Genomic DNA, 18,411 nt, shown 5'->3' on the forward strand with positions numbered 1-18,411 from the left:
ATGGAGTTGATGAGCGCCCTCGGCTGGGTCGCTGGGTCGGAATGGCCCAATGGCGATCCGGACAAGATGCGCGCGCTCGCACAGCTCTGGCGTAATGCGGCAAAGGAACTCGAGGAGATCGAGAAGGATATCGACGCGGCCAAGAAGGCCGCCCTCGACGCGTACCCGGAAGGTAAGGCCCGGGACCAGATCACCGCGGCATTCGATTCGCTGCGCGACGGAAACGGCAAGGCGCTCGACGATCCGGAGAACGGGTCCGTAGCCAGGCTGGCACACGACTTCGCCAATATCGCCGACGGCGCCGACAGCACGGGTGACGAGATCGAATCCGGTCAGTGGATGGTGATTTCGTCGCTGGGTCTGCTGGCGATCGAGATCGCCGCGTGCTGGCTGTTCCCGCCGACCGCCCCGGCTGCGGAGGCGGCGGCGATCGCCGGTACCCGCCTGGCCATTCGCATGTTCATTTCCCGTGTGCGCGTGCGGATTTCGGAATGGGTGGCCACCAGGATCTCGAACGTGGTGCTCCGGTTCGTGATGCGGCACGTGCTGATCAATACCCTCATCGGGGCGGGCCAGGACGCCGTGATCCAGGCCATTCAGATTGCCCAGGGGCATCGCAAGCACGGATTCGATATGGATCGGTTCCTGGTGACCACGGTGTCGTCCGGAATCGGCGGCGCCGCGGGCGGGAAATTCGGCGAAGCCATCGGCGGCAGGCTCGCGAACACCGCGATGAACCCGTTCTTCAAGGACGTCATCGCCGCGAAGGCCGGCGGGCTGATGGGCGGCGGCGCCGGGTGGGTCGCCGGGCTGGGCACGCAGTTCGGTATCGACATGTACCGCAGCGGTGGCGACTGGGGTAAGGCCTGGAACAACCTCGAGCAGGGCGTGAAGAACTTCGACCCGCGCATGCTGACGGGCGGCGTCGCCAGTGGCTCGATCTCCGGCATGTTCAAGGGCTCGATCACCCGGCACTACGGGATGTCGGAGCACTGGGGCATGGGGCAGGACGCGGGCGTCTACTCCAACGCGCCTCGGGTGGGCGGCGAGGGTGCGGACTACGGCGCCGCCGGTGCACACGGGCCCACCGGGCTGGGTGGTTCCGATGGCGCATCGCCCAGGGCGGGCCTGCCCGGCTCCCCGGACGGTTCCGGTGCCTCGGCGCGTCCCTCGGGATCCGACGGCTCGTCGGTGCGGACGGAGACCCCGCCGAGCGAGGGTGACGGCGGCCCACCGCGGTCGGCATCCGGTGAGAGCGGTTCGCCTCGGTCGGAAAGCCCCTCCGGCGCAAGCGAACACGGCTCTACCAGACCGGCTGCCGCCGGTGTCGACCAGGCATCGGCCGACGGTGGCCGATCGCACGCCGGTGGGCCGTCGGATTCGGCTCGAGCGCATGCCGGTGGCGATGGTGGGCCGTCGGATTCGAGTCGGCCGCACGCCGGTGCGGAGGGCGGCTCGTCGGATTCCGGCAGGTCCCATGCGGGAAGCGACAGTGCCGCATCGGATTCCGGTCATTCGCATGCCGGGTCCGATACCGGGGGCGCGACCGGGGCCGACCGGAGTGCCCCCGCGCACGGCCCGGTCGCGGATCACGGCGCGACTCCGGTGCGGTCGGACCCCGGTGTGACGCCGGCTCGGGCGGATTCCGGAATGGCCACGGCACGACCGGATTCCGGCGGCTCCTCGCCGATACGATCGGATGCCCCCGGCAGCAGCGATGCGAGTCGGCCCGGCGGCGAGGCGTCCTCGCGTGCGGGCGATGTGCGCCCCGGCGCCGACCAACCTCGCCCGCAGGCCGGTGCGGCCGACGCGCGACCCGCGGACCGGGCCCCGATGTCCTCGCGCGCCGGTGTGGCGGATCCGAATGCCACTCGGGCACAGCCCGATTCGGCATCGCGGATGCGGGCGGAATCGAGTGGCGAACAGGCGCCGCGGGCCTCGAGCCGCGCGGTCGATCCGGCGGGCGAACCGATGCACGCGCGTCCAGGCGGGGACGAGAGTTCCCCGGTTCGCGGGGAACACGACGTGATTCGGGACCCGGCCGAGGCCCCGGACCGCAGCGCGGGAGTGCCCGACCGGGCGCAGGACCGTCCCGACCGAAGCGCGGGGGTCGCGGAGGAGTCGCAGGCGCGCCCAGTCCGTGGTGCGGGGGATGCGGAGTCGGAGGTGCGTCCGGTTCGTGGTGCGGGGGATGCGGAGCCGGAGGTGCGTCCGGTTCGTGGCGCGGGGGATGCGGAGGAGTCGCAGGCGCGTCCGGCCCGTGGCGCGGGGGTCGCGGAGGAGCCGCAGGCGCGGCCCGCCCGCGCTTCGGACGGCGAGCAGCGGCCCGAGGGAGAGCCGGATCGTACAGGCGCCCAGGACAAGTCGGGGGAGCAGCAGCGCGCACCGCACCGGGACGAATCCGTCGATCGTCCGGAATCCGATGCGTCGGAACAGAATCGGGCACAGCGCGGCCGGGAGTCGGAGGACGCCGACAGGCCGCGGCGGCCATACGGCGAAGACCCACCGTCTCGCGACGAGTCCGCCCGGCGGGACGAGACAGAAGAACCGAAACCTGTTCGTGTCGATGATGATTCGGCAAACCGTCCGCGCGATCCGGATGCGGTGCTGCTGCCCCCCGTCGTCCACCCGGATCCGCCCGCCCATACGAGACCCTCGGCCGCGGACGCGGGCGACGGGGCCGCCCGGCCGCGCGCCCTACCTGACAGCGAGAGATCCGCCCCGCGCGGCGACGACAACCGGGGACGCTGCGGCCCCCTGTCGATACGCGCGCTGATGGACCGGTTCCCGGGCCGCCCCTTCCGCCTGCCCGACCGCGAGGTCGGCGCCGAGGGGATGAGCACCCGCGAACTCGTCGCGGCCGCAGGCGGCAAGCTGCGCAATTTCGCGGGCGGGCACGCCGAGATCGCGAGCCTGCTGCGATCGATGAAGGACGGCGCCACGGCGCTGGTGGTCGACACCTATCGAGGCCCGACCGATAAGCACGGGGTGGGCGCCCACGCGTATCTGCTGGTGCGCGAGGGCGACCGGATCGTCGTCCATGACCTGGCCCGCGGCGCCGAGCACGGCTTCCCGCCGCGGTTGACCCGGGAACTGGCCCGCAGCCAGGCCATCGTCTTCGACCACAACGGCCGCGCGGTCGACCCGATCAGCAACCGCGCCCGTGACTGGATGATGCGGGACGGCGCCGAATCGGCGGCCGCGGCCCGCGAGGGCGGGCTCCGGTTCGACCTGAACTCGGAGCGGACGCGGGCGGTGCTGTCGCAGACCCAGCTGGGTCGCGAAATCCTCGAAGCCCTGGGCGATTCGGAGCAGAGCGCGCGGGCGCGGGAGTTCCTCGCGGCCACCGAGCGCGGCCGGGAGCTGCTGGAATCCCTCGGAGAGCCGGTGCCCGAGGTGTTCCGCCCGCTCGGCGACGACGCCGGTGGCCGATGCGGCGTCGGGGCATTGGGCGAACTGATCCGGATGTACAGCGGCGCAGACGATTCCGTGCCGCCGGGACGGATGGTGATCGACGAGAACGGTGAGCTGATCCGGCTGCCGGGCCAGGACACCGACATCCGGATGCCGGGCCGGGTGATCGACGAGCGGGGCATGAGCGAGGCCGAACTCGTCGCGGCGGCGGGCGGCAAGCTGACCACGTACTCCGATCACACGGATATCGCCAACCAGTTGCGGGAACTGGGTGACAAATCGTCGGCACTGGTGGTCGACACCTACGCCACGGCGGACAAGAAGACCGGGATCGGCGCGCACGCCTACCTGATGGTGAACGAGGGCGGCCGCATCGTAGTCCGGGACGTCACCGCTCCCACGGAACCAGGTGCCGTGCGCGTTCCGCCGGAAACCGACGGTAGACCTCGGGCGATCATGTTCGACGGACGCGGCCGCGCGACCGAGCCGGTGGACGCCGCGACGAGGCGCTACCTGGCGCAGCAGGAATTCGACCCGCAGGCGGCCGGGCGGATCGGGCAGTCGCTGGATCTGGCGCCCGATCGGGTGCTGGCACTGTTGCGAGAGACCGACGTCGGCAGCGCGGCCCTCGCGAGACTCGAAGCGCTGCCGGTCCACGAGCGCTTCGCCCTCATCAGCCGAGGCGGGACCGCCGCGGGCGAATGGATCGCACACGACCATGCCGCAACGGTTTATACGTCGGGGCACGATCACCCGAATCAGGCTGTGGCGTTGCTGCACGAGCTGGTGCACGCCGAATTCTTCGTCGAAGGACGCTCGGTCCACCACCGGCCGCTGTCGATGGGCCGCGAGCAATACATCCGTGCGATGGTTGCCGAGGAGACGGAATGTTTTCTCCGAGAGGCCGAACTGTCGAGAGAGCTGCGTGATCGCGGGTTCGAGCTTCCGCACTCGGCGACCGAGTTGGCCTACGACGCGGCGTACAAGCAGGCGGTCGACGATCAGGCAGGTTCCGGGCGCACCCGCGACGAGATTCACGAGCGGGCCCATGAAACGGCAGTAAGGGCCGCCGAGCAGCGGACCGCGACCTTCCCGTGGAAGAGCGGTCGCAGCTACGAGACGTTCTACGGCGAGGCATGGGACAGCGCCGCCGACCACGCCGCCAAGAACCCGCAGCCGCAGGCTGCCCCCGCACCGCCCCCGCACCCACGCGACTACGTACCGACTACCGAAGGCGCCCAACGGTTTCGGGAGGCGGAGCTGCACCGGAGTAATGACACGGTGCAGTCTCGCGACCTGGCCCGCACGATGTCGCGACTGGCGAAGGATCTGGGCGTCCCGATGGGCGCCACGCCGGAGATTCGGGACGCGGTGACCCGCCGGATCGCGACGCTGGACGGGGAACTGACCTCCGCGCCTCCGGAACGCGCGCCCGACCTGCGCCGGGAACAACACCGGCTGCGCGAACTCGCCGATCTTGCGGATCGGCGCGACCTGCTCGACGCCAGGATCGAGTGGGACCGCACGCAGGCGATGCACGATGCGATCGTCACCGATGTCATCGACCGGATGCTGCGGGACAACCCTGGCGCGCAACGCATTTCCGACGGCGCGGTGCTGCTGCCCGGATCGCCGAAGCGTCTGGTGATCGTGGCGGCCCCGGGAGACCATCACGGCATCCTGGCCGAGCCGCGGGTGGTCGAGGCGCAGCGCGACGCCCAGGTCGAGTACCGCGCAGTGAAGGTGCGGGACACCGGTGAGCTGCACGTGTGGGAACCCGCGGGCCTTGCCGAACCGCCCCGGCCCCCGGAGGTGAATCCGCTCCACCTGGTCGACGCGGCGACCCGGCGGCGCGTCGATTTCGTCCGGTCCGAACTGGGCGATACTTCCGTCGGCGAGTGGGCGTTGCGGATGCTGCGCGATGTGGAGATCGTGCATACCGCCGATCCCGCCGAGGCGGGTTTCAAACCGTCGAGCAATCGACTGGTGCTCGACGCCGGGCGGTCCGACGCACAGCACATGGCCGACCTGGTGCACCACGCGATTCACGCGGAGACCGCGCAGCAGCGGACGACCATCGAGGCGCTGCGCGACCTGCAGACGTTGCGGCGCGAGTCCTACATCAACCGGATGATCGGCGAGGAGACGCGGGCGCATGCGATGGAAATCCATGCGGCACTGCAACTTCGGGCCGCCGGGCACGATATCGCGGAGCCGGTGGGACTTCGGCCCTACACCGAGGCGTACTACCGGACGCGCGCGGAGCTGATCGAGAACATGGGCCTGCGGGGGCAGCCGATCCCGCCGCGGCTGGTGCCGGTGCTGGACCGGATGTCCAACGAGGCCGGGCTGGCGGCGCTGCGGCCGGAGATCGACGCGCACGCGCCGGACGGCGTGCGGTATCGGGATGTCTACGGCGAGGCGTGGGACGCCGCGCACGGCGTGCAGCCGTTCGCCGAACAGGTACAGGTCGCGCTGCGAACCGGTGAGAAGTCGGTGCGGGTCATCGGCACCGACACCACGGTCACCGGCGTCCGCAAGGTGGAGCTGGTCACCTACAACAACGGCGCGGAGTACATCCGCAAGACGCTGCTCAATGCGCGCGCCGCGCATGCCGAGGTGCTGTCGTCGGAGCTGGCCCGCGCGTTCGGTGTTCCGCTGCCGGAGGTTGCCGCGGTCGGCAAGGTGGTGTACCTGGCGAAGCCGAGTTCCGAGCTGCCGATCCAGCTGGCCCGCGAGAAGTTCGGCTCCGTCGGGCTCGGCCTGCACGATGCCCTGACCGGTCTGTCCGGTCGGCCCGAACACCGCATGGTGATCGAGCCCGGGGGCCGGCTCGGCTGGAGCAACCATCACGGCGCTTTCGAGTCGCACGTCCTGACCCGCGAAACGGTCACCCGGTTCGCGGAGCGGTTCCTGCGCGTACAACCCGACGGCCGTGTCGAATTCATCGATCACGACCTGACCCGCTCGGAGGTCGAGTGGGTCCGGGGCCGTGCCCAGCGGCTGCGGGCGGTGTTCGAGACATACGGGCGCGAACGCTGGCACGAGCAGATCATGGATCGGCTCGCGCAGATCGAGGCGCATGCCCGGCCGGACGATCCGGCCGCCGCCGGTCGCGACGGGCAGCCCCCGAAGTCGTTGCGCGGGAACGTACCCCAGGGCGACGGTGCGGTGCTCCGGCTGCGGCGGCTGCCCGAGGATCCCGGCGCGGCGGGTCCCGCGAACCGCCCGGACGGTGACGGAGGACCATCGCCGCATCCGCCGTCGCCGCCGCGGGCCGAACCCGGACCGCCTGATCCGCACGGTGATTCGCTGGACGTGGGGGGCGACCGCCGCGAACCGGCCCGGCTACCGGTGCAGGACAAGCCGTATTACGGCGATCCCGGGTTTCGTGATCCCGCCGCCGAGCATGCGATCGCGCAGGCGCGCAGGGCGAATCTGTTCGGCGACGTCATCGCCGATCTGCGCATGCGGCATACCGGCGACTATCCCGAGATCGCCCGGCTCGCCGGCGCCGATATCGACCTCATCCAGCGCAACCAGGGCTATGCGCTCAACGAGCAGGTCAACGAGGCCACCCGGGGTGGCGACGCCGAGGCTCTCGAACGCTACGACACCGAGATTCGCGCGCTGATCTCGATCTACAACAAGCTGCCCGATCACCACGGTGTCGTGTATCGCTCACTGCGCATCAACGACCCGGCCGCGCTGCGGAACTTCCTCGAGGAATACCGGGCCGGTCACATCGTGGTCGATCGCGGTTTCGCGTCGGCGGACCGAGAAGCGTCGATGGGCGACGCGAATATCGAGTTCATCATCGAATCCCATAGCGGCAAAGACATTTCGTGGGCCAGCAGCCAACAGGACGAGGTCGTCTTCCCGCCCGGCACCCGATTCCGGGTCGAGTCGGTGGCCTTCGAGAACGGCAAGTACATATTCCACCTCACCGATCTAGGGAGGACCCCCGATGTCCATCAGTCCGGAGGACATGGAGCAGATCGCGCGGGAGATGCTCGGGCCCGAGCTGCGGAGCGCGCTGGATTCTTCCGAGAGCCGGGAGGCGGTGCGGCGCATGGACTCACGCCGCGCGGAGCGGGAGGCGAATGGTCGGCGGCAGGCCACCGAGGATCAGATCCGGATCTGGCAGGCATGGGCCGACGCGGAGCTGCGCCGGATAGCCCGGGAGCGGGGCGATACCCGGCCGTAGAGCCGCACGCCGCGCAGGCGCAGACACCCGGCCGCGGTGGCAGGCGTTTCCTCGACAAGTTGCGCGGCGTGTTCGGGGGAGAGCAGAGCCGGATCGCGGCCGACGGTCATCGAGACCCACTGTGGGACACGGCACGTGGATTGCCGGAGGCGGTGGGCCGCGATGCCGTGGCGGGACCGGTCGCCGATGGATCGCAGTTCGCGCGGCCCGATTCGACGATGGCGCCCGGCGATCACGCGCCCTCCGACGGCCCTGGGTTGCGGGAGCAGGCGCCACCGGCCGAGGCGCACCGGGGGCGCTGTGGTGAATGGTCGCTGGGCGAGCTGCTGCGGATGTTCGGCGAACGGTCGGGTATCCGCATGCCGCGACGGCCGGTCGGATTCGAGGGCATGTCGCGCGAGGAACTGGTCGCCGACGCGGGCGGGTACCTGCGGCGGTTCGCCGATCACGGGCAGATCGCGGATCGGCTGCGGGGGTTGGGGATCGGCTCGGCCGCGCTCGTCGTGGACATGTACGGCCGCGGAACCGACCGCTACGGTGTCGGCGGCCACGCCTACCTGCTGGTGAACCGCGGCGACCGGATCGTCGTGCGCGACCTGGCCAACGGTTTCGACCGCAACGACCTGTCCGTACTCGCGCATGCGGGCAGTACCGAGGCGATCCTGTTCGACCGCAACGGTTCTCCGGTAGACCGGGTGGATCCGGTGACACGCGAGCAGCTGGCTCAGCAGGCGCTGCGTGATCTCGGGAGTCCGGACCGGGTGGGCGTCGGGCGTTCACTGGATTCGGCGCCGGAGCAGGTGCGGGAGTTGTTGCGGCAGACCAGAACCGGTCGCGAGATACTCGAGCTGTCGGATCTGATGCCGGTACGGGAACTGTTCGAACCCGCCAGCCACGGCGAATACCTCGAGGGCCAGTTCCGCCCCGACGAGCATGCCGCGGTCGTATTCACTTCCGGCCACAATCATGTGCGGCAGGCGCTGACTCTGGTGCACGAGTTGATTCACGCCGCCCACTTCGTAGACGGTCGTTCCCCGGACCCCGCGACCATGCCGCGCGAGGACTACATCCGCGCCGGCATCGACGAGGAATTCGCGTGCTTCCAGCGGGAAATGCGTCTCGCCCAGGAACTTCGGGCCCTCGAGGGCTACGAGGGCCGGTACCTGGTGGAGGCGAACGCGCTGGAGGCGAAGTACAACGAGCGGTTCGGCATCGAGCTGATCCGGCTCGACGCCGACCCGTCGCTGTCGCCGAGCGAGGCCCGGGCCCGGGCGGACGAGCTGGCGCTGGCGGCCGCGCGTGAGCACCTCGAGCACTACCAGTGGGCCGACGGCACCTACCGCGACACCTACGGGAAGTTCTGGGACGAGGCCAATCCCAGTGGTGTGCTGTCGAAACCGGATCCGGGGCACGAGCCCGCGGACCCCGAGGTCGCCCGCGCCGTGCACCTCGACGTGCTGCACTGGCAGCTGGAGGTCAAACGGGCCTGGGAGATCTCGGATCGACTCGACGCGCTCGTCGACCAGCACAACGATCATGCCGACACCGGGCGCCTCGATACCGACGTCGATCATCCGGATCTGCTGCGGCAGGTCGAGCGGGAGCTGGATGCGGTGCGGGACAAGCTGTCCGATCCGGCCGCCGACGCGGACCGCCGGGCGGAGTTGCGGCGCGTGCAGCGGCGGCTGTACGACATGGGTGACCTGGCCGACATCCGGGAGAACATCCACGCCGAGATCGACGAGCGCAAGGATGTGGCGCACCGGCGGGCTGTCGCCGACGTACTCGCCGCCCGCGCGGGGCAATTCCCGCACGCCCGCACGATCGCGGACCTCGCCGTGCTGGTGCCCGGCCGACCGGACCGGCTGATCGTTCCGGCGAAACCGGGCGGGCACGCGGAGGTGCTGGCCGATCCGCGCGTCGCCGAGATCGTGCGGCGGATCGGCCCCGACCGGGTCGAGTACGTCAATGTCGAGGTCGGCTCGAACGCACGGATCGATACCCAGACGGTCCCGGCACCGGACGAACCCGCGGCCCCGCACACGCTGGTGGAACCGCACCACTTCGCCAGGTCGGCCGACGAGCAGCGGATGGCGGCGATCCGGGAACGACTGGAGCCGTTGGACATCGGCGCCTGGGTGTACCGGATGTTCGACGAGCGCGGCGTGATCGTGTTGCACACCCTCGACGGCGACCACGGTTACCAGCCCTCGCTGCGGCGGCTGGTGCTGGAGGCGGGCCTGTCCGACGGCGAGATCGCGGCCGCGCTGGTACATCACGCCATCCACATCGAGATGTCCGAATACCGGGCGACACCGGGTGCCGTGCACGAGCGCATGACACAGCCGCGGCCCGACTACGTCGAGATGATGGTGGGCGAGGAGGCATGGGCGCACGCCTGGGAGATCTTCGCCGCCGAAAAGCTGCGCGCCGAGGCCGGATTCGACCTGCCGCCGCTGGTGGGGGAGCGGAGCTTCCTCAATGCGTACGACGCGGCGATCGACCGCGCCCGGGAGCGCGGCGTCACCGACCTCGCCGAATTAGAGGACATCGGATTCCGGGCGGGGATCGACGCGTTCGGCCCGGAGCTGGAACGGTATGCACCGCACGGTGAGACCTACCGGGAGATCTACGGCCGGGCATGGGAGGAGGCGAACGTCCCGGACGGCGCGCGCCCGGATACTGCGCCGCACGACTCGAATCCCGGTGCGGGAGACTCGCGTTCGCCCGGTTCGCCGAAATTGGCCCTGCGCCCGCAGGCGGAGACATACGGGCCGCCCGGCGAATCGTTCCGGGAGACGTACGGCCCGGCGCGGGACGATGGTCGCGGCTCGTCCGAGCTGGTGCCGCTGAGCGAGGCCAACCGTGGCCGCTGCGGCGAGTTGTCGCTGCGCGAGCTGCTGCGGATGTTCGGCGATCGGTCGGGTATCCGGCTGCCGCAGCGGCTGATCGGGTTCGAGGGGATGTCGCGCGGTGAGCTGGTGGCGGCCACGGGCGGGCAGTTGCGCGAGTTCACGGGTCACGAGCAGATCGCGGATCGACTGCGGCAGTTGCGCAGTGGGTCGGCCGCGCTCGTGGTCGACGGGTATCGCGGTGCGACGGACCGGTACGGGGTGGGCGGGCACGCCTACCTGCTGGTGAACGATGGCGGCCGGATCGTGGTGCGGGACTTGGCCACCGGTGCGGAGCACGCGGACCTGAGCCGCCTGCCATCGGATTCCGCCGTCGAGGCGGTGCTGTTCGATCGGGGCGGATCTCCGGTCGACCGGGTGGACGATGCGACGCGAGATCGGCTGGTGCGGGAGGCCGCCGGGAGCCTCGGCACATCGGAGTGGGTGGGTGTCGGCCGCGCGCTCGACGCCGCACCGGACCAGGTGCGCGAGCTGGTGCGACAGACGCCGACCGGGCGCGAGTTGCTCGAGCTGTCGGACCGGATGCCGATCCGGGAGGAGTTCGCGCCGGAAAGCCTGAAGCGGTCGGCCGATTCGGGCGAGTTCAACCCCGGCGTGCACACCGCGTTCGTATTCACCGCGGGCAACGACCACGTGCAGCAGGCCGTGACATTGGTGCACGAGCTGGTACATGCCGAACGCTTCGTGGCGGGACGCACCGGTGACCCCCGGATCATGACCAGACAGGAGTACGTCCGGGTCATGGTCGACGAGGAGGCCGCGTGCTTCCACCGGGAGATGCTCTTCGCCCGGGAACTGCGCGCGCTGTTCGGTGGCGACGTGCCGAAGACCGAATACGAGACCGCGTACACCGAGCGCCACGACGACGAAATCCAGCGGCTGCGTACCGATCCCGAGTTCGCGGCGCGACTGCGCACCGACCCCCTGTCGACGCTGGAGGAGATGGGATTCCGCGCGGATTCGGCGGCACGCGTCGCCGCCCGCGCCGCCATCGAGCACAGCCGGTGGGCCGACGGGAGCAGCTACCACGACGATTACGCTCGAAACTGGGACGCGGAGAATCCGAGCGGTGTGGACCGGGGGCGCATCGACACGCACAGGCCGACCACTACGGATGTCGAACAGCGACTGCGCGATGCGGCGCTGCGCTGGGGCGAGGCCGGCGGGGCGGACTGGGCGCTGCAGCGGGAGGTGCGCCGGCTGTCCGAGGCGCACGGTATCGAGCACGGGCTGCTGGCGCCGGATCCGCGGCCCCGGATCGCCGAGCGGATCGCCGACCTCGACGCCCGGCTGTCCGACCCGTCCGTGACCCCCGGCGAGTCCGCGAATCTGCGGCGCGACCGGTACGGCCTGCGCGAGTTGTGGGATGCGGTGGACGGGCAGCACAACACCGAGGCCCGTATCGACGCCGCCCGGATCGCGGTGCACGACATCGCGGTCGCCGACGTGCGGGCGGCATTGCTGCGGGACCATCCCGGCGCCGTGCTCGTCGGCGACCGCGCGGTACTGGTCCCGGGACCGCCGGAGCGCCTGGTGGTTCCGGCGATGCCGGGCGAGCATCCGGCGGTGCTGTCGCATTCGCGGCTCGCGCCGGAGGTGGCCCGGCTAGGCGCCGATCGAGTCGAACTGCTCGATGTCCGCGCCGATCCGCGCGGCAACGTCGAGGTGCGGCCGGTGTCGGAATCGAGCAGCCCGCTACCGCGCGTGCCGGGCGAGATCGAGCCGCGGCACCTGGCCACGACCGCGACCGAGCAGGTGCTGACCCGGGTCCGGTCGCGCCTGGAGCCGATTCCCGTGGGCGAGTGGGCCTTCCGCGTGCTGGCCGAGCGCGGCGTCACGATCGTGCACACCTCGGATCCCCGCACCCAGGGATATCAGCCGGCGCGACAGCGGCTCGTGCTGGACGCGGGTCTGACCGACGACGAACACGCCGCCGCTCTCGCGCATCACGCGATTCACGCGGAGATCGCCGCACAGCGGGAGACTCCCGGTGGTGCGCCGGAGCGGCTGGCGCTGGACCGCGAGGACTACATCGGCCGGATGGTCGACGAGGAGACCCGCGCGCACGCGATGGAGATCATCGCGGTCGAGCAGCTGCGCCGCGGCGGCTTCGACATCCCGGAACTACCGGGGGAGCGGGCATTCGCCGACGCCTTCGAGTTCGCGGCCGAGGGGGCGCGGCGCATGGGACTTCCCGGGCACGAAGGCGATCGGATCGGGGTCGATGCCGGTCTCGCGGCGCTGCGCCCGGAGATCGAGCGGCAGCCGTTGCACGGCACGACCTACGCCGAGACGTACGGCGCGGCGTGGGACCGCGCGCACGCCGTCCGGACCTTCGACGAGACGGTGCTGCTCGCACGGCGTTCCGGCGTGCGCTCGGCGGAGAACCTCGGTTTCGACCTGCCGTCCGCCGATCGTGCGGAGCTGCTCACCCACCACGACGGCACCGGGCTGATCGCGGTGGCGATGCGCGACGCCCGGTCCGCCGACGCCGCCGTCCTGGCGTCGCTGGTGGGGCGGGTGTTCGGCCGTGACATCTCCGCGGTGCACGCGGACGGGAATCTGCTGTACCTGGAGCGGCTGGCACCCGCGACCCGGGAGGAGTTGCTCGAGGACGAATGGACGGCGCGCGGTCTGGGTCTGCACGACGTGCTCGTCGGGATGCCGGCCGACGGGACGGGACGCTGGGTGTTCGATCCGAGGGACGGCCGGATCATCGGCGGCTTCGGCCCGCGCGCATTCGAATCCGACACCCTCACCCGAGAGACGGTCAGCGACTTCGCCGAGCAGTTCGTGCGGGTGAAGAGGAACGGCCGGGTCGAGTTCATCGATCACGATCTGCCCCGGTCGCAGCTGGAGTCGGTGCGAGACCGGCTGCAGGCGCTGCGGCCGGAGTTCGCGGCACGCGGCCGGATCGACTGGCACGACGTCCTGATGGATCGCTTGGCGCGACTGGAGGCCCACGCCGCCGAGCCGGCTCCGGTGCGTGAGATTCCGGAAGGTGAAGGTGCGCAACGGCCTTCGCGGGCCACGGCACCGTGGTCCGAGCGGCTGCCGGGTCTGATCGATATCCTGCGCGAGTTGCCGTCGACACCGGACGCGAGCGTGAGGCAGCGCCCGGAGGCAGCCCGCCTTCCCTTGCACGAGCACGGCGACCTCGCGACATCACACAGCGAGGCGGGCCGCGATATCTACGGCAGGGCGTGGGACGCCGCCGACGCGCAAGTCCCCGGCGGCGATCCGGGGCAGCGTGGGCCATCGGATATCGGCGACGGTTCCCAGCCGCCGGAACCGCGCCGGGATCGCACCGGCGAGCCCGGAGACCAGGGTCCGGCTCCGCGCATCGGGCGCTCCTGGGATCCGGTGCCCGCCCAGCTGCGAGACCTGTTGTCGCAGACCGAAACCGGCCGAAAACTACTGCGCACACTCGACAACGGGCTGATCCGCGAACGGCTGGAGTCGGCGACCGAGGAAGGGTTGCACGGTGCGTTCACCGCGGGCGATCTGACCGCCACGGTGTACACCGCGGGTCGTGACCATCTGGCGCAGGCGCTGGCCCTGGCACACGAGGTCGTCCACGCGGAGTACTTCCTCGAGGGCCGCACGGCACTGGTGGACGACCGCATCGAGTCCATGGAGAGCCACGAGTTCGTCGACGCCATGATCGACGAGGAAGTCGAATGCTTTGTCCGCGAGGCGAAGCTGGCGCGTGAGCTGAAGGCGCTCGGGTACGACGCGCGGACGGTGCCCGCCGACGTGGAGGTGGCCTACAGCGACCGGTACGAGCGCGCCCTCGACTATCTGAGCGAGGATCCGGAGCTGAGCCCGGAACAGGTGCGGGCCGAGGCCGAATCCGAGGCGGAGCGCGCTGTCCGAAACATCGTCGAGTACTACCCGGACCTGGAGGGCAAGACCTACCTGCAGATCGCGGCCGAGATCTGGGACGAGGCGCACCCGCAGGCCGACGCCGACGGCGAGCCGGCGCTTCGCCCGGATCCGGAGACGGGCTACGGGGTGCCCTATCGCCCGCAAAATCCCGAGGTCGCCGAGCGGCTGCGAATCGAGGCGCTGCACCGCCACGCAGACAGTCTGAAGTTGCAGGCCCTCGCGCAGGAGATCGACGGCCGCGCGGAACGGCACGACCTGGACTCCGCACAGGATCATCTGGCGCTGCGGCAGGAGGCGGCGCAGCGGGTCGCCGAATGCGACGCCGAACTGACAGATCCGGCGACGTCGCCCGAGCGCCGCGCCGAGCTCCGCCGCATCCAGCACGAGCTGCGCGAATTGGTCGATCAGCGGGTCGATTTCGAGAACCGCCGGGCGCGACTGTATTTCGCCAACGACGCGGTGAACTCCATTGCGGTCCGCGAGGTCCTCGAGTCGAGGCTGCGGGAAGATCCCGACGCGGAGCTGCTCGACGACGGCGCGGTGTGGTTGCCGGGACCGCCGGAGCGGCTGGTGATTCCGGCCGCCCGCGGCGATCACCACGAACTGCAGCAGCGAGAAGAGATCGCCGACGAGATCGACTATCTCGGCCCGGAACACGTGGAGTACGTCAGCGTCGAGGTGGACGGGATCGGGCGCATCCACCTGGATGTCGTTGCGGACCTGGGGGATCCGGCCGCCCGGCCGCAGGGCACCTTCCCGGTGGATATGGCGGGTTCGGCGTCGGCGCAGCGGCTGCGCGGCATCGACGAGGCGCTGGCGCGGACCCCGGTGGGCGAATGGGCCACCGGCGTGCTGCGCGGCGTGGAGATCGCCCACACCGCGGATCCGGGGGCGCAGGGCTACCAGCCGTATCGGAACCGGCTGGTGCTCGATGTCGGGATGTCCGATACCGAACACATGGCTGCGCTGGTGCACCACGCCATCCACGTCGAGACCGCGCGGGGCCGCGACGTCCGCGGTGCCGCCCGGGATCTGATGCTGCTGGAACGCGACGCCTACGTCGACCGCATGCTGGACGAGGAGACGCGCGCGCACGCGATGGAAATCGTTGCGGCGCTGCAGCTGCGGGCCGCGGGGCACGACGTACCGGAACCGGTCGGCACCCGCGAGTACACCGAGACCTTCTACGAGGCGCGGGCGGAGGCTCGGCGCAACGCCGGGCTCGCCGAGCGCCCGATTCCCGCGGAACTCGCGCCGGTGCTGGATCGCATCGCCAGCGACGCCGCCCTGGACGCCCTGCGGGAGCAGGTGAAAGATCATGCGCCACACGATGTCTCGCATACCGAGTTCTACCGTCGGGCTTGGGACGCCGCGCACGCGCGCGATGGGGACGACGACGTGGCCCGTCCGCCACGCCCGGATCCGGGCGACGGATCGCGCCCCCAGGACGGTCGTTCGGCGAAGCTCCGGGCTCCCGATCCGGACTGGGAGGCCCGCCGAGAGGCCGAACGTGCTGTGGCACTTCGGGACTCGGACGATGCGCTGCCGTCCCGAGACGCCCGGGCCCTGCTCGAGGAGCTGAACCGCGGCCGCTGCGGCGAGTTGACGCTGCGGGAGCTGCTGGAGATGTTCGGTGCCGAGTCGGGTATCCGCCTGCCCGACCGGATTATCGGGCCGGAGGGCATGACGCGCGGCGAGCTGATCGCCGACGCGGGCGGGTGGCTGCGCGAGTTCGCCGACCACGAGGCGATCGCGGCCGAGCTGCGGACGCTGGGGCCCGGGGCGGCCGCACTCGTGGTCGACATGTACGCGGGCAGATCCGATCGCCACGGTGTCGGCGGCCACGCCTATCTGCTCGTGCACGAGGGCGACGGCCGGGTCGTCGTCCGTGATGTCGCCGCCGGTGGCGAGCACGGCGACCTGTCCCGGCTGGCGCGGGGCGTGCGGAGCACCGAGGCGATCCTGTTCGACGGCACCGGGCAGCCCGTCGACCGGGTCGCCGAGACCACCCGCCGCCGCTTGGCGCAGGAGGCCCTGGCCGAACTGGCCACTTCGCGGCGGGAGACGGTCGGCCAGGCTCGCGAGGGCGATACCCCCGCAGACAGGGCAGCGCAGGAGGCGCGGGCGCGCGCCGAGCAGGCCCGCCGGGCGGCCGACGCGGATCCCGGCAGCTGGCTGAAGCGGCAGCTGGCCGAGCAGGCGGAGTGGTCGGCGCGGCAGCACACCGACCTGGCGGACTGGCTGCAGCGCACGACCGACCGGCCGCCGGTCACGCCGGAAGCGGGCGCGGAGCGGCCCCGGACCCCCGGCCCGGCCGGTGCCCGCGATGCGGAAAGCGTCGGTCGCCAAGTCGCGCGCGACCAGCTGGCCCGGGTCGAGCACGCGGCGCAGGAGGCGCGGGAGCGCGCGGTCGCGGCACGGGCCGAGGCCGATGCGGATCCCGGCAACTGGGTCAAGCAGCAGCTGGCCGAGCAGGCGGAGTGGTCGGCGCGGCAGAACGGCGAACTCACCGAATGGCTGCGCGACCATTCCGAGGGGGTGCGCGACAACGACGAGTCCGCCGCGCTGCCCGTACCGGAACGCGGTGGCGGCAGCGAGGATTCGGCCGCGCACGACCGCCGCCCGCTCGACCCGGTGCGCAAGTTCCTGGAAGCCCTGGCCGCCGAGCACCGCGACGACGCACCGCCGGAATCACGCACCGACGCCGACCGCGAGTACGCGCGCGACCTGATTCGCGCGCTGCGGCTGGAGGAGGCGCTCACCGGCCACCCCGACCCGCTGATCGCCCTGCAGGAGCTCGCCGAAATCGCCAGGGCGCGTGGCTTCCTCGGTGACACCCCCGGCGAACGGCCGCGGGCGATGCGCTATCCGGACGATATGGCCCGGGTGAACCTCGACGAGCAGTACGGCAGGCTGAACGAGGACGGGACGTACGCGGGCGAGCAGTACTGGCGGCTCGAGGCCGACCCGAACCTGTTGCCGCAGGTGGGTTCCGGGCCCGGGCGTGCCGAACTGCCCGCAGCCCCCGACCAGGCCGGAGGCTCGGCACGGCCGCCCGAATCCGGTGGCGCGTCGCGTCCGGGATCCGCGCCCCGGCCCGATACCGCGGAGCCGGGCGAGCCCCGCCTGCTGTCCGAGGCCGAGCTGCGCGAGGAGTTGCTGAACCGGTTCGGCCTGCGTGAGGAGGATCTGACCGGCGCCGAGCGCGACAGCATCCTGCAGCAGCGGCGCTACCGGAACGCGTTGCGTGCCGGTGCCATCGAGGCCCTGGCCGAACACATCGCCCGACTCGAGGCGGCCACGACTCCCGAGCAGCGCGCTCAGATCGAGGCCACCCGCAACGGCTGGGCGCGGGCACTCGGCATCGATCCGGAACACCTCGCCACCACGGAGGCCGCCGCGCGCACGCTCGCCGAACTGCGTACCGAAACCCTCAGGGAGGCCGTCGATCTCGCCGACCTTGCCGTCCTGACCGCACCGCGGCAGCAGCCGCCGGAGGGATCGCACGAGCTGGTCCTGGAGATCGGCTCGGATCGGGTGCTGCTGCGGGCGGAGCCCGACGGCGACGGCGGCTGGTGCGTGGTCCCGGCCGAGCGGACGCACCCGGCCGAATCCCCGGAACCGGACGCGGATCCGGCCGAGGCGAAGAAGTCGCTGCTGCGCCGCCTGTGGGAGTTCGTCCGCTCGCCGCGTGTCCTGGAAACCCCTGCGGCACCGTCGGGTTCGGCATCGGCGGTGCAGCAGCCGGAGTCCTCGTCGCCGGCGCCGTCCACCGCGCACCCGCCCGCCCAGCATTCGGGCCACGGGTACGACGTCGGCGACTACCTCGGCGGGCTGCACGGCGCCTCCGAGGTGATGAAGAAGCTGCCGATCGGTCTCACGGTCGAGGTGCTGACCTTCTTCAAGAACCGCGAGCGGCTCGGCGACTTCTTCCTCGGACGCCACCACGAGAGCGAACTGCCGCCCGCCCGGCGGCCGGACGGCACCGTG

At 71.2% G+C, this 18,411-nt stretch carries 1 protein-coding gene (only partly in view); it reads left to right on the plus strand.

Annotated elements, in window-relative coordinates; genetic code table 11:
• Positions 1-18,411, plus strand: partial view of a WXG100-like domain-containing protein gene (locus tag NM1_RS36495; RefSeq protein ID WP_068031152.1) — the 5' portion only. It continues 11,685 nt past the right edge of the window; the window shows 18,411 of its 30,096 coding nt (coding positions 1-18,411); it begins with the start codon at positions 1-3; the stop codon falls past the right edge of the window.

The organism is Nocardia mexicana NBRC 108244 (assembly GCF_001613165.1).
In the GTDB taxonomy this organism is placed as follows: Bacteria; Actinomycetota; Actinomycetes; order Mycobacteriales; family Mycobacteriaceae; genus Nocardia; species Nocardia mexicana.